13 protein-coding genes and 1 tRNA gene are annotated in these 14,450 nt (G+C 40.2%); 6 read left to right on the plus strand and 8 right to left on the minus strand.

All coding sequences use genetic code 11. The features are described 5' to 3' along the window. Window positions 1–8 precede the first annotated feature (8 nt). Entirely contained in the window at window positions 9–2,429 is a 2,421-nt protein-coding gene (locus ACHUE3_RS09380; protein WP_394192212.1) for a Lon protease family protein, read from the plus strand. Beyond that, window positions 2,426–2,902 carry an FKBP-type peptidyl-prolyl cis-trans isomerase gene (locus ACHUE3_RS09385; protein WP_394192213.1) on the plus strand — a complete coding sequence of 159 codons (477 nt, stop codon included), beginning with the start codon at window positions 2,426–2,428 and terminating at the stop codon, window positions 2,900–2,902. Before ACHUE3_RS09380 ends, ACHUE3_RS09385 begins: the two co-directional genes overlap by 4 nt. 96 nt (window positions 2,903–2,998) lie before the next feature. Here ACHUE3_RS09385 and ACHUE3_RS09390 read toward each other — a convergent pair whose 3' ends face one another. Both ACHUE3_RS09390 and ACHUE3_RS09395 read right to left on the minus strand, forming a co-directional pair. After that, window positions 2,999–3,520, minus strand: coding sequence for a CIA30 family protein (locus ACHUE3_RS09390; RefSeq protein WP_394192214.1), 522 nt, complete (start codon window positions 3,518–3,520; stop codon window positions 2,999–3,001). 141 nt (window positions 3,521–3,661) lie between these two features. Next, window positions 3,662–4,306, minus strand: coding sequence for an NAD(P)H-binding protein (locus tag ACHUE3_RS09395; protein WP_394192215.1), 645 nt, complete (start codon window positions 4,304–4,306; stop codon window positions 3,662–3,664). A gap of 190 nt (window positions 4,307–4,496) precedes the next feature. On the opposite strand from ACHUE3_RS09395, the gene ACHUE3_RS09400 reads away from it, so the two are divergent. The 3 genes from ACHUE3_RS09400 (at window position 4,497) to ACHUE3_RS09410 (ending at window position 7,280) form a co-directional block, all read left to right on the plus strand. Continuing rightward, window positions 4,497–5,213 carry an enoyl-CoA hydratase/isomerase family protein gene (locus ACHUE3_RS09400; RefSeq protein WP_394192216.1) on the plus strand — a complete coding sequence of 239 codons (717 nt, stop codon included), beginning with the start codon at window positions 4,497–4,499 and terminating at the stop codon, window positions 5,211–5,213. A 35-nt stretch (window positions 5,214–5,248) separates the two neighbouring features. Beyond that, on the plus strand, window positions 5,249–6,265 hold the full coding sequence (locus tag ACHUE3_RS09405) for an RDD family protein (protein WP_394192217.1): 1,017 nt from the start codon (window positions 5,249–5,251) through the stop codon (window positions 6,263–6,265). Window positions 6,266–7,016: 751 nt separating this feature from the next. Continuing rightward, window positions 7,017–7,280, plus strand: coding sequence for a hypothetical protein (locus tag ACHUE3_RS09410; protein ID WP_394192218.1), 264 nt, complete (start codon window positions 7,017–7,019; stop codon window positions 7,278–7,280). Between the two features lie 46 nt (window positions 7,281–7,326). On the opposite strand, the gene lnt is transcribed toward ACHUE3_RS09410, so the two are convergent. The 5 genes from lnt to miaB are packed head-to-tail and all read right to left on the minus strand — an operon-like array spanning window position 7,327 to window position 12,819. Next, window positions 7,327–8,922, minus strand: a complete 1,596-nt coding sequence (gene lnt, locus ACHUE3_RS09415; RefSeq protein WP_394192219.1) for an apolipoprotein N-acyltransferase — start codon at window positions 8,920–8,922, stop codon at window positions 7,327–7,329. Beyond that, the gene (gene corC / locus ACHUE3_RS09420) at window positions 8,891–9,775 is read right to left on the minus strand and encodes a CNNM family magnesium/cobalt transport protein CorC (protein WP_394192220.1); all 885 of its coding nucleotides are present in this window, start codon (window positions 9,773–9,775) and stop codon (window positions 8,891–8,893) included. Before corC ends, lnt begins: the two co-directional genes overlap by 32 nt. A gap of 22 nt (window positions 9,776–9,797) precedes the next feature. Next, complete coding sequence (gene ybeY, locus ACHUE3_RS09425; protein WP_394192250.1) at window positions 9,798–10,256, minus strand: rRNA maturation RNase YbeY; 459 nt, start codon at window positions 10,254–10,256, stop codon at window positions 9,798–9,800. A 4-nt stretch (window positions 10,257–10,260) separates the two neighbouring features. Beyond that, on the minus strand, window positions 10,261–11,322 hold the full coding sequence (locus ACHUE3_RS09430; protein WP_394192221.1) for a PhoH family protein: 1,062 nt from the start codon (window positions 11,320–11,322) through the stop codon (window positions 10,261–10,263). Between the two features lie 51 nt (window positions 11,323–11,373). Beyond that, on the minus strand, window positions 11,374–12,819 hold the full coding sequence (gene miaB, locus ACHUE3_RS09435; protein WP_099296060.1) for a tRNA (N6-isopentenyl adenosine(37)-C2)-methylthiotransferase MiaB: 1,446 nt from the start codon (window positions 12,817–12,819) through the stop codon (window positions 11,374–11,376). Window positions 12,820–13,090: 271 nt separating this feature from the next. Between miaB and ACHUE3_RS09440 the strand changes: the two genes are divergently transcribed. Further along, window positions 13,091–14,260 carry an FAD-dependent oxidoreductase gene (locus ACHUE3_RS09440; protein WP_394192222.1) on the plus strand — a complete coding sequence of 390 codons (1,170 nt, stop codon included), beginning with the start codon at window positions 13,091–13,093 and terminating at the stop codon, window positions 14,258–14,260. Between the two features lie 114 nt (window positions 14,261–14,374). Here the strand turns inward: ACHUE3_RS09440 and ACHUE3_RS09445 are convergent. After that, window positions 14,375–14,449, minus strand: a tRNA-Gln gene (locus ACHUE3_RS09445). Between the last annotated feature and the right edge of the window lies 1 nt (window position 14,450).

The raw sequence follows: 14,450 nt of genomic DNA on the forward strand, positions 1-14,450 counted from the left end.
AAGTTAGAATGACGAAAAAACTGCTGCCATTACCTGTGTCTGCGTTAGCGCCGACTATTTCACTTAATCATGTGCAAACGTGCATGAATAATCCGTACCCTGAAACCTTGACTTTCATCGGTCAACAGCGCGCTCAAAGTGCGTTGGATTTTTCATTGGGGATGGAGCTTCCTGGTTACAATGTGTATGTCATGGGTGAAGCCGCCCATGGTCGCTTTACTTTAGTAAAAGACAAATTAGAGGCACATAGTAAAGGCCGGCCGACGCCAAACGAGTGGTTATACGTTAATAATTACGACGATCACCGTGAACCAATCGCGATGTTTTTACAAGCAGGGCAAAGCAAGCAATTAGCCGATGATATCGACTCGTTTATCGACGAAGTACTCGACACCTTTCCGGCAGCATTTGATAACCCAGCTTATCAACGTAAAAAGAAAAAAATAGACCGTGAGTTTAATGACGCTTATGACGCAGCAATCACCGAAGTTGAAATTGCTGCACTTGAACAAAGCGTTGCTTTAATTGAAGAAAAAAGCGTGGTCGGCTTTGCGCCGTTAGTTAATGGTAAACAATTAAGTGATGCTGAATTTGCAGCCCTTGATGATGATTTACGCGAGCAATTTTATGAGGTTATCGAAAAACTCGAAGATGCCTTAATCGAAGCGTTAATTGAATTACCGCGTTGGAAACGTGAGTCCTCAGAAAAACTACGTAATTTAAAAAAATCCACCGCTGAGCTTGCTACTAAACCGCTGTTAAAAGATTTAGAACATAAATACGCCGCCCATATTGGCGTGCTACGTTATTTAAAAGATATTCGTGTTGAAATTATTGATGCGGTGCTTGAATGGCTTGACGACGAAGATGTAAGCGACGAAAACAAAGAAGACTTTGATAGCAAAGGTATGTTGACCGACTTTTTTGCGCCCAATATCTTAGTAGAATTTAAAGAAGGCGATGCAGCGCCTGTTGTTTATGAACCTAACCCAACGTTTGGCAATATTTTTGGCAAAATAGAATACGCCGCGTCGCAAGGCTCGTTGATCACTAGCTATCGGTCAATCCAGCCCGGTGCACTTCACCGTGCTAACGGCGGTTACTTGATTATGGATGCCGAAAAAGTCATGGCAAACCCACAAGTTTGGGATGGCTTAAAGCTGTCACTAAAAACGCATCAAATTAAAAATGACTTACCGTATCAAGACAGTGCAGTGGGCAGTAGTTTTACGCTTCGTCCGCAGTTGATACCCCTTGATGTGAAAATTATTTTGCTAGGCTCACGAGATTTGTATTACACCATTGGTGAGTACGACGAAGAATTTGCTGAATTATTTAGAGTACTAGCTGATTTTGATTACTACTTACCTAGTAGCGATAAACTGCAATATCAATTTATTACTAAAGTAACGGAATACTGCCAAGATACTTTAAAATGTAGTTTGACCGAGCCAGCTATGGCACGACTACTTAAGTTTAGTTATCGCCAAGCAGAACACCATAATAAATTATCAGCGCGTTTTGCTGATGTACTAGAGCTGGTGGCAGAGGCAAGCTTTTATACTAAACAAGATAATTTAAGCCTAATTGACGCTCACCATATTGATGAAGCGATTGAAGGTAAACAGTACCGTACTGGGCAAATTAGTGAAAACATGCTCAGCGACATTAAAGAAGGACACACCCTAATCGCCACTGACGGCCAAGCTGTGGGTAAAGTAAATGGCTTAACCGTGTTACACATTGGTGATACATCGTTTGGTACGCCTGCCCGTATTACAGCCACAGTATATGCTGGTGCTGATGGCGTGATTGACGTAGAGCGTGAAGCCGAACTTGGTAAAGCAATTCACTCAAAAGGGGTGATGTTACTTACGGGTTACTTGGGTAACAAATACGCGCAGCAATTTAGTTTAACGCTCAGTGCTAATATCGCTATCGAGCAAAGTTATGGCTACATAGATGGAGATAGCGCATCACTGGCTGAGTTATGTGCGCTGATTTCGGCTATTACTAACTTACCCATCAGCCAATCAATTGCGTTGACCGGCTCAATAAACCAACATGGTGATGTACAAGCCATTGGCGGTGTAAATGAGAAAATAGAAGGCTTTTTCAAACTGTGTAAAATGCGTGGTTTAACAGGTCAGCAAGGCGTGATTGTGCCAAAATCTAACCAAGTGAACTTGGTACTCGATGACGAAATACTTACCGCTGTCGAACTAGGTAAGTTCCACATTTATGCCGTTGAAACAGTAGATCAAGCTCTTAACGCATTAATGGATATAGACGCCGGTGAGCTGGTTGATGGCCATTACCCAGAAGAGTCGGTTAATGGCATTGCCTTGGCACGATTAAATAATATTGCCGATATCGTAAATGGCGATAATGATGAAGACGAAAAAGAACAAGAGAATGAAGAATCATGATTAATATTATTTTAGCGATTATTATTGCTATATTTTGTTATTTAATCTTTCAAAATAGTAAAAAAGTTAAGCAACAAGCGCTTGCCAATGCGCAGCTTGGCAGTGATTTTTTAGCGACCAATAGTAAAGTTGAAGGTATAACAGAGACTGCTTCTGGCTTGCAATATAAAATTGAGCACAGCAGCGGCAGTGATGTAAAACCAAGCCCGACCAGTATTGTGAATGTTCACTATCATGGTACTTTGCTTGATGGCAGTGTGTTTGACAGTTCAGTTGAGCGAAACAGCCCGATTAGCTTTGGCTTACATCAAGTGATTAAAGGCTGGACTGAAGGCTTACAATTGATGAGCGAAGGTGATAAATATACCCTTTATGTTCCGCATCAGCTTGCGTATGGCGAAAAGCGTGTTGGGAGCATTCCTCCTGCGTCTTTACTTATTTTTGAAGTTGAATTATTAAAAGTAGAGTCGTAAAAGTAGCGTAATTAAGCGCTTTTATAGGTATTGTTTACTCAGGGGGGAATATAATCACCCCCTGGTTTATTGCCTAAATAATTGAACAAAATTACACTACTCACTGAAAGCGACGTCGCTTATTTCAAGTTTAAACTCACCTTGTTGTTTTTTAGCAATCATAAAGCCCAGTTGACTAATTTCTTGAAAGTTAATTATTGGCTGTTGTTCAAGCTCTCGTCCCCGAAAGGTCAAAATAAAATCATTTGGAGCAAACGTAAAAACTTGCCATTGGTCTTCTTTTGTATCAAAAGACGCTGTATAAGCAGGACCATCCATATATTTACTTGTTCTTAAACGAAGTTGATAGCTTTTTCCGTCACCTTTTACGCGCAATGAAATCTGTTTAGAAGGTTCACTTTCTGTGTTGATGATAGTGCGCACAGAGGCAAAGCCGCCATTATTTTCAAGCGATACAGTTCCGGTGAAAATTAAGTTGTTATTCTTTTCGTAAATTTGACTGGTTGAAAGGCCACCCATTACGGAATCATTAACAATGTACCAATTTGGAGTTGCATCAACATCGCTAGATGCTAAAAGCAGGCCAGCAGACAACAAAGGTACCAAGTGAGTCTTCATACTAAATCCTAACGCGTTGGGTATCTAGTAAACAATACGTAGCATAGACAAAATGGTTCAAACTGTTAGCGTATTCTAGGAACGGTTTATTTGCTTAATTGGGTACGTGACTTGTATTTTAAACAGAGCACTCGCTATTGTTCAAAACAATGCTTCCAGCGTGAAATATTCAACACCATGACCCGATTGCTTACTGATCTGAGTTAGTTTGATTGCAACTTGTCGGCCTGTAATAGGCCTATATTTTTTTAACCTTGGAATCACACAAAGTACTGGTAACAATATACTGCCAACTTTTTCTGCAATGCGAAAATCATTAGTGCGCTTACCTAATAATAATGAAGGCTGGATAACGCTAATGCGTTTAAATGAAAGGGCTTGAACAGCATCTTCAAGTTCACCTTTCATCTTTAAATAAGCGCTACTACTGTTTGCATTTGCACCACTTGAAGACACCAGTAAATAGTGTTCTACCCCCATTTTTGCAGCAAGCTGAGCGGCATGAAGTTGATAATCAAAATCTACTTTTCGCTGCGCATCAACAGAGCCAGCTGTTTTTTTAGTTGTGCCTAAACATGAAAATACTATATCTGCTTCAAACAACGCGGAGTACTGCGATAAGTTATCAAAGTTAATAACGTGATTAATCACTTTATCGCTGTGATAGGTAATAGGGCGGCGCGTCAATGTGACGACTTTAGAGATATGAGTCGCCTCAGTTAATTGTTTAACTAAATGGCCACCTACTAAGCCTGTTGCGCCAATGACTAATGCTATTTTCCCCATATCATCTACCCCATTTTATCATATGATTCGCCGAGCACTGTCATAGATATTTGAACGTAAGACAAACTATTCAATAGTTTAAAGTAAACCTCATGCTAGTAACCCAAACATTATTCATGGCATTATAAGACATAGCCCTTTGAGAGCATGAAGGGATAATCCAATAAAACAATAATTAGTAGGCACTTTTATGAGTTTGATGACATTAAACACTCAAGGCAACGTTGCGGTGATAGCCCTTACCAACGGTGAAAACCGCCACAATCCACAATTTGCTAAACAATTAAAACAAACTCTTACAGAGGTTGTAGCAAACGATGCTCATAAAGCACTAGTTATTACATCAAATGATGAAAAAAGCTGGAGCTTGGGTATCGATACTGATTGGTTGATGCCTGCGATGAAAGCAAATAAAGCCGATGAAATACGTGGTTTTATGTATGACATGGACGATATTTTTAAAACTTTATTACTATTTCCAATGCCTGTGATTGCGGCGATTAATGGCCATGCGTTTGGCAATGGAGCTATCTTAGCATGTGCCTGTGACTTTAGATTTATGCGTAGCGATCGTGGGTTCTTTTGCTTCCCTGAAGTTGATTTATCAATTCCATTTTTACCGGGGATGGTAGCGTTTGTGAAAAAAGCGATACCTTACTACCGTTTTAACGAAATGAAGTTAACTGGCCGTCGCGTTGCGGGTTCTGAGCTGGCAAGTGATCACGTTATTGAAAAGGCTTCAAAAGATAGCGACGCTTTGCTTGCTGATGTAATGGAATTTGCCGCTACATTTGACAAAAAGCGAGCTATTTTTGCTGAACATAAAAAACGCCTACACAAAGAAATAATTCAAATTATTGATGAAGAAAATAAACCGTATATTGATAAATTGGCTTTAATGGTTTAGTTGCCAATAATTGCTTCAAGGATATAAGAACGTTTATGAAAGCTAAACAAATAGAAGAGTTAGAATTGACACTCTCTGAAACCAAGGAAGTCATTACACCTTTTGCATTTAAAATAGACGAAGCATTATTAGGATTGCCGCTGGCATCGCCAACTAGGAGAGCGTCAGCGATGGTTATCGATGTTATGTTAATCTTTCTCGCAGCAAAACTCAGTGCGGGTTTAATAGCATTTGTAGCTTCAGTGGCTTTTTATAAAGGCACAGCGCAAAAACACTTACCTAAAATGAACTCGTTCTGGCGGCGAATATTAAAACTAACGGCTGCTACTTTGCTGTTCATCAGCTCGCTGTATTTATTGTCAGTAGCAATTGATTACTTTGAGGGTGACACTGTGACTGAAAGTGCGATTACTCAACAAGATATTGTATTAAGCTCAGAAGAAGTGCTGGCTGTAAACACATACTTACAACTAACATCGGATAATGAAAAGTGCGGTCAAGTATGCCAGAAAAATGAGTTAACCGACCTAGTATCTCAGATACCAAAGCTAAACGATCTCAATGAACTCAATGAAGATGCTAACGTTTATGTGGTAAGAAGCCTGTTACAGCTGATGACAGCAGGACAGCAATCATATGATGGACAATTATTAGAGGAAATTGAATCTATAGAGCCCCAGTCAAGCTCATCAACTTCACATAGTATTTTAAAATGGGGTTTAGGTATTATTGAAGATTTAGGCCTAGGATTTGGTTGGGCAGCCATTTACTTCACTTTATTTTCTCTATTATGGAAAGGGCAAACGCCAGGTAAGAAAGTATGTAACATCCGTGTAGTGGCTTTGAATGGCGAGCAGTTAGGATTACTTGACTGCTTTGGTCGGTACGGTGGTTATGGCGCAGGTTTTGCAACTGGCTTATTAGGGTTTTTACAAGTTTATTGGGACCCAAACCGTCAAGCCATCCAAGATAAAATATCAGCGACAGTTGTTATAAAAGGGTCTTTGAATCAGCCTGTTACTCCAGAAACAATAGGAAAGGTGATTAAGTAATAAATTAAAAAATCACTTTGGTAATTATTTTAGCTCTGGTTTGCTCAAACTTAGGCATTCGCTATAAATTGTAGGACGCCATTTACGGCGAAAGAACGCTTTTATTATAATATAGGGTTAGCTTTAAAGTTTCATAATTCAGTCAAATCAGAGGCAGACAATAAGTATTAAAGCACAAATCGATGAGGGTAAAATAAACGACGTTGCATTATCGCTGATGTATTTAACTTTGTATGATCATTGTCACTAATGGAAGCAGATTGACTGGGATGTACCAATTGATTGATAACCAAGCTAGCAAAATCAAATCAGTTGTACACATAAAATAATAGTTAAATCGATGATGGGTATTTACCCGAAATTAATATATCGAAGATTTGATGGCAAAAAATTAAATATATTTTAGGATTATAAAATAGGAATTACTTTCTTTGGGTGACTTTTTTGCAATAGTAAGATCAATGCAATTATGATCTTTTTTAACATTCAAATGGAATTTTAAATATCTGTATAACTCGTACTCAATGTCTTTGAAGCAGATGATGAAATAAATTGAGGGGCAACCTTAAGTTTACAAGGTTTGTTTATTATTCAAAAAAATGCATCCCCGATAAATTGATTAAGTAGTCCCAGTATATATAATATGTTGTATTAAATTTATTCAATTGCATGTATTCCTTGTACCTATACACTCTACTTGTAGTTAACATTTTGTTGCTATGTATATATTGCGTAATAAAAAGGAATGAGAATGAAAAATAAAATTTTAGTAATGACATTGGCACTTGGTTTCATTTCTGTAAGCTCTATAGCAGCAACCTCTTCTGGTTGGTGGCGTACGGTTTCAGTTGAGTTATCTGCAAGCACACCTGCAAATCACAACGAAGTATGTGCGCGTGCAGAGAACAGCTTGAGAGCACAATACAGTGATGTCACAGAGGTAAGATTAAGCCCTAGTTTTGATATGTATTCAGGTACTTTGTATTGCAGAGCAACTGGTCAAACACAGCAATGATCAACTTATGATTGTTAATAGCACCATCTATAGATGATGCTATTTTCTAATTTTTAGCAGGCTCTGTTTTAAAATAGGCTTTACTTAATCCCAGTAGGCCTCCAACAACTCCTATCAAAACTACTGTAATCCACACCGGCCAATTACCATATTGACTATAGATACTATTTCCTTGAATGAGTTTAACATTGGCTTTTAATATGTCGGCTTTAAACTGTGGCATGCTGATTTGAGTTTGACTAATAGGATCATACACACCACTGATACCGTTGTTTGTAACCCGTATTAGCGGGCGTTGTAATTCAAGGGCGCGCATGCGGGCCATTTGCATATGCTGGTGGGGTCCATGTGAGTCGCCAAACCAGGCGTCATTACTAACAGTAAACAAGATATCTGAGTCGCTGCGGTAGTTACCACGCACTAAATCAGCAAAAGCAATTTCGAAGCAAATAGCAGGGAGAATATTTAAGCCGTTCGCACGTAAATTGTTTTGTACTTCATCACCACGCGAGAATGATGACATAGGTAAATCAAACAAAGGTGCGATTGGACGTAAAATATCTTCAAACGGCACAAATTCACCAATAGGGAGTAATTGATGTTTTTGAAAGCGGTTTTTACCTAGGTATTGATAGTGGCCGTGTTCGTCGTCACGCTCTTTATTACCCAACACAATAAGCGTATTGAAGATGGTCTTGGTATCAAGCTGGTAGTCGACAATACCCGTAATTAGGGCGGTTTTATTAAATGAGGCTGCGCTATCAAGGCCGGCTAAAAAGTTGTCAGCAAGGGCTTCTATTTCAGGTACCGCAGCTTCGGGCCATACGACCAAGTCAACGTCCCAGTGAGGGCGTGTCATGTCTTGGTACTTACTCATAGTGGTCCAAAACTCACTGGGTTCAAACCGTAGGTTTTGTTTGATATTACCTTGAACAAGCAAAGTACTGATGGTTTTATCGTTATAGTGAGGGCTTTGACTTAAATTGCTAACCAAAGAAATGAGCGCTATTAAAGACGTCGTTGCAATCGCGCTTTTTAAACTGCGACTAAATAATAATTGGTAAAGTGAGAATGCAATGGCAATACAGATTAAGGTTAAGCCAAACTCACCGATAATGGGGGCGAGGTAATTAAGGGGGCTATCTGTTTGAGTATAACCAAAACTGAGCCATGGGAAACCCGTCAAAACAACACCACGTAAATACTCAGTAATAGCAAAGCCAGTCAACAATAATAGGCCATAGCTATTAGGACCGCTTGCAAAGCGTGTAGCAAACATAAATGCAAGTGCAGGGTAAATAGCTAGATAAACGCAAAGTATCGCCATTAAGAGTAATGAGGCTACTAGCGGCATACCACCAAAGGTTGCAATAGACACATGCACCCAACTGATACCAGCGCCAAACCAACCTAAGCCAAAAATAAAGCCATACATGGCTGCTTTTTTACTGGCTTGCTTACCATATTGATGAGTATGTGTGGTGTAAATAGCCAGTGCAATACTGGCAAAAGTGAGAGGCCAAATCTCAAATGGGGAATAACTAAAAGTTAAAAGAAGGCCCGCAACCAGTGCGAGCCATGCTTTTTTATCTTTTGCTAAGTTTAGGCAATTAGTCAGTATTTTCTTCACTATCGCTGTCATCAGCCTTAGGTACAGTAACTTGTATTTGCAACAAACGGCGGCTATCTGCATTGGTTACTTTAAATTGTAGGCCATCAATATCGATGGTTTCTCCACGCCCTGGCATATGGCCAAACGCGTGTAACACAGTACCGCCAATAGTATCAGCGTCTTGTGTGCTGTAGCCTGTTTTAAACTTTTCGTTAAAATCATCAACTGGTGTAAGCGCTTGGACTACGTAAACATGCTTGGCTAATTGACGAATATCTTGCAGTTCTTCTTCTTCATCGTGCTCATCTTCAATTTCACCTACGATGATCTCTAAGATATCTTCAATGGTGACTAAGCCTGAGACACCGCCATATTCATCAATAACAATCGCCATGTGATAGCGCTGTTGGCGAAACTCATTCAGTAATGTATCGACACGTTTACTTTCAGGTACGACAACTGCTGGGCGCAAGTAATCGCGCAAAGACGGAAGTTGGTCGTCTTTATTTAGTATTAACGGCAGTAAGTCTTTCGCTAACAAAATTCCTTCAACATGGTCTTTGTCTTCACATACCACAGGAAATCGTGAATGCGTCGAATCAACCATCATTGGGATCAACTCTTCTAGCTTTGCATCAACCTCAAGTGTGATCATCTGTGAGCGCGGGATCATGATGTCGCGCACTTTAAGCTCAGATACACCGAGCACACCTTCAATCATTTCTTTGGTTTCAGGGTCTATGACATCCCGTTCTTGCGCATCGGCAATTACTTCAACCAGCTCTTCTCTATTCTGGGGTTCCCCTTGCAACATTTGGGTAATTTTACCCAACCAGTTCTTGCTTGAAGAACCCTGGCTAGTCTGCGAGTTATCGTCGCTCATTGCGTCTATCTGCTCCGTTAGTTTAAATATCGTCCCGATATGGGTCTGCTATGCCTAGATCAGCAAGTAATTGCTTCTCTATGCTTTCCATCTCATTCGCATCTTCTTCCTTTATATGGTCAAATCCAAGTAAATGCAAGCATCCGTGAATCACCATATGGGCAAAATGGTCGTGAAAGGTCTTTTCTTGTTCATTTGCTTCGGCTAAAACAATCGCTGGACAAATTATCAAATCACCTACAAGAGGGAGTTCAATCCCCGGTGGCGCCTCAAACTCAAATGATAGTACGTTTGTTGGCTTGTTCTTACCACGGTAATCATTATTAAGTTGCTGACTTTGTTCTTCATCAGCAATAACGATGGTGAGCTCAGATTCATCACGATACTGACTTAATACTTTATTAGCCCAAACAGCAAATTGTTCGAGGCTAGGTAAGTTGTCAAACTCGCAGGCAATTTGTAAATCAAGTTCTGTTGTCAAAGGTTTACTCATTATTATCAGTGGCCGCTTGCTCAGCATTTGCTAGTAAATCTTTCGCTCGTTGTTTTTCTGCGCGTTTAAGTCGGTCCGCTTCATCGTTACGTTCGTAAGCCTCAACAATGCGGGCTACAACTGGGTGGCGAACAACGTCGTGCGATTGGAAAAAGTTAAAACTAACTTCTTCAACATCACTCAGCACTTCAATGGCATGTCGAAGACCAGAGCGAGCGCCGCGCGGTAAATCAACTTGGGTGATATCACCGGTTATAACTGCTTTAGAATTAAAACCGATACGTGTTAAGAACATTTTCATTTGTTCTACAGTAGTATTTTGGCTTTCATCTAAAATAATAAAGGCATCATTTAGGGTTCTGCCACGCATAAAAGCAAGTGGCGCTACTTCAATAACATTTTGCTCAAGCAGCTTCTCAACCTTTTCAAAGCCCAGCATTTCAAATAATGCATCGTATAACGGTCGTAAATATGGGTCGATTTTTTGGCTTAAATCACCAGGTAAAAAGCCTAACCTTTCACCAGCTTCAACAGCAGGGCGAGTAAGTAGTATGCGACGAATTTCTTGACGCTCTAGAGCATCAACAGCCGCTGCGACTGCGAGGTACGTTTTACCCGTACCAGCAGGTCCAATACCAAAAGTAATATCATGGCGAAAAATGTTTGATACGTAATGACCTTGGTTATCGTTACGCGGTTTGATCACGCCACGACGAGTTTTAATCACCACTTCTTTACCGTATTCGCTGAGTTCGTCTTGTTCAAGAGCGGTTGATTCAGAAATTGCCAAGTGAACGGTATTCGGTTCTATTTCCTTAACTACACCACGCACCGGTTGTGTTTCAACATACAAATCTTTAACGATTTCCATTGCAGCAAAAGCACTGGTGGTTTTACCTGTTATCTTAAAGTAGTTATCGCGGTGAGTGATTTCGACGCCCAGACGGCGTTCAATTTGTTTGATATTTTCATCAAACGGGCCGCATAAAGAAGTAAGGCGTTTATTGTCGGAGGGTTCTAAATAAATCTCTAATTTTTTTAATTGATTACTCAAAATGGCTTCCTGTTATAGTGTGCCAGCTGTTGCTGGCACTGTCATTGTCGCCTACGGAACGAATGTAGTAACACCGATTTCATTGGGTGTTGCTTGAGGTTCAGGCTGCGCTGCTTTACTAAGAATGTCAGCAGGGGCGATATCACGGCGTAAATTCATTTCTGATTCTGTACGAATTAAATCACCACGTAAAGAGTTAGGCAGTGCTTCAGTTATACGTACATCAACAAATTGACCGATCACATTATGTGGCCCTACAAAGTTAACTACGCGGTTGTTTTCAGTACGGCCACGTAATTCCATCGGGTTTTTCTTCGATGGACCTTCAACAAGTATACGCTGCTCGGTATCAAACATTTGGCGACTTATTTGCTGCGCCATTTGTGTAATACGATTTTGTAATAAGTATAAACGCTCTTTTTTCTCTTGCTCAGAAACATCATCTGGTAAGTCTGCAGCAGGCGTACCAGGGCGCGCACTGTAGATAAAGCTAAAGCTCATATCAAAACCAATATCATTGATAAGGTTCATCGTTGCTTCAAAATCTGCGTTGCTTTCACCTGGGAAACCAATGATGAAGTCAGACGACATGCTTAAGTTAGGGCGAATTTTACGTAATTTACGAATAGTTGATTTGTACTCAAGAGCTGTATGGCCGCGCTTCATTAAGTTTAAGATACGGTCAGAACCACTTTGTACTGGTAGGTGTAAGTGATCAACAAGCTCTGGTACATCTGCGTAAGCGTCAATAATATCAGGTGTAAATTCTACTGGGTGCGATGTGGTATAACGAATACGGTCAATACCATCAATCGCTGCTACATAACGGATTAAATCTGAGAAGTAACAAATTTCGCCATCGTAAGTCTCACCGCGGTAGGCGTTTACGTTTTGACCAAGTAGGTTAACTTCACGTACACCTTGCTCTGCAAGTTGAGCAACTTCAAGTAATACGTCATCAAGTGGGCGACTTACTTCTTCACCACGTGTATAAGGCACTACGCAGAAAGTACAGTATTTAGAACAGCCTTCCATAATTGATACAAATGCACTTGGGCCTTCAGCTTTTGGCTCAGGTAGGCGATCGAACTTTTCAATCTCAGGGAATGAAATGTCAACTACAGAGCTGCCTTTATTGCCTTGCACTTGTTTGATCATCTCAGGCAAACGGTGCAAAGTTTGTGGGCCAAAAATCACATCAACAAAAGGAGCACGTTGACGAATAGAGTCACCTTCTTGAGAGGCAACACACCCACCAACACCAATGATGAGGTCAGGCTTGTCATCTTTTAGTAACTTCCAACGACCCAGTTGATGAAACACCTTTTCTTGTGCTTTTTCACGAATTGAACACGTATTGAGTAGAATGACATCTGCTTCACCAGCTTCTTCAGTTAACTGATAGCCGTTGGTTGCATCGAGGAGATCCGCCATTTTCTGAGAGTCGTACTCATTCATCTGACAACCCCAAGTTTTAATATGCAGCTTTTTACTCATTGAAATATAGCCTCGTTTTCAATTCGGTAGTGGCACTAAAATGTGCTAGAAACAGGAGTTAAGTAGTGTGAGCATTTAAATGCCCGCTAACTTAAAGGACGCGTATTTTATCTGGATACCCGCCCAGATCCAAGTATAGATTTGATCTTTGTGATTTGAAATCAAACAAACTGCGCAATAGTGCGTCTGAGTATTAAAGCAACTCGCATTTTTTCAACTAAGTACGCTACAATCAACGCCATAGTTAATGACCTAAGTTGTGAACAAAAGTATGCAAAAAAACAAAGTTATTGTTGTCGGTGGCGGTATGGTCGGCGCCGCAATGGCAGTAAAATTAGCAAAGCAAGGTTGTGATGTAAGCGTGATAGAACAACGACCTATCAATGCTGAGCAAGAACTGCAAAGCGAAACTATTGATATACGCATATCAGCTATCAATCGTTTCTCTGAAAAGCTACTTGATGAGCTTGGGGCAATGCCATTATTACGAGAGTCTCGCTTGGCGCCATATCAACAACTAGAAGCGTTTGAACGTGTCGGTGATAACCTCTTGTTTGACTGTAATGACATTAACACCTCGCATTTAGGCCACTTAATCGAAAATAAATTAATTCAAGCCAGTTTATGGCAGCAATTTAAACAACATAAAATCGATGTGCTCACTATCAAGTCACCGATTTGTGCTATCGAACAAACCGCGCAAGATATTAGCTTAATTTATGGTGAAGAGCGTTTAAGTGCCGATTTAGTTATTGCAGCGGACGGTGGTCAATCGCAATTACGCGCAAAAGCTAACATTGGTGTAACTGGCTGGCAGTACCAACAACATTGTATGGGGGTTTTAATTAAACTTGATGCCCCGCAACAAATTAAAACATGGCAACAGTTTAAACCTACAGGCCCTGTTGCATTTTTACCTATGCAGGCACCTTACGCCAATTTAATTTGGTACGATGGCGCAGCTAAATTACAAGATTTAAATAAATTAACTAAAGAGCAGTTAAAACAAAAAATAATTGAAAATTTTGCGCCACTAGCAGGTGATTTTGAAATTGTTAATCAAGCAGTATTCCCACTTGCTCGTCAACACGCTAATAAATATTCAGCAGGGCGTTTGGTGTTAGTTGGGGATGCAGCACATACAATAAACCCTTTAGCTGGGCAGGGAGTTAATCTAGGCTTTCAAGATGTAGCAGCGCTTGGCGATATTTTAGCAACGGCAGACGACATTGGTGCTGTGACACATCTTAAAAACTACGAGCAAACCCGCCGTAAAGCAAACTTACTGATGATGAGTATGATGGATGCCTGTTATTTTGGTTTTTCGAATCAAGTAACGCCTTTGCAATGGGCGCGTAATCGCTTTTTAAAAATGGCTAATAAGACTGGGCCGGTAAAAAATTGGGTTTTAAAGTATGCGATTAGTGGTGAATTGAAATAACTAAATTACAAGTGGAGTGGGTGAAAGCTCACTCAAACAATTTTGATTAAAGATTAAAGATTAAAGATTAAAGATTAAAGATTAAAGATTAAAGAGAGAGAGGTAATAAGAAATTGGCTGGGATACCAGGATTTGAACCTGGGAATGCCAGGATCAAAACCTGGTGCCTTACCGCTTGGCGATATCCCAA

Origin of the sequence: Pseudoalteromonas atlantica (assembly GCF_043641955.1) — a bacterium.
Classification (GTDB): domain Bacteria; phylum Pseudomonadota; class Gammaproteobacteria; order Enterobacterales; family Alteromonadaceae; genus Pseudoalteromonas; species Pseudoalteromonas atlantica_A.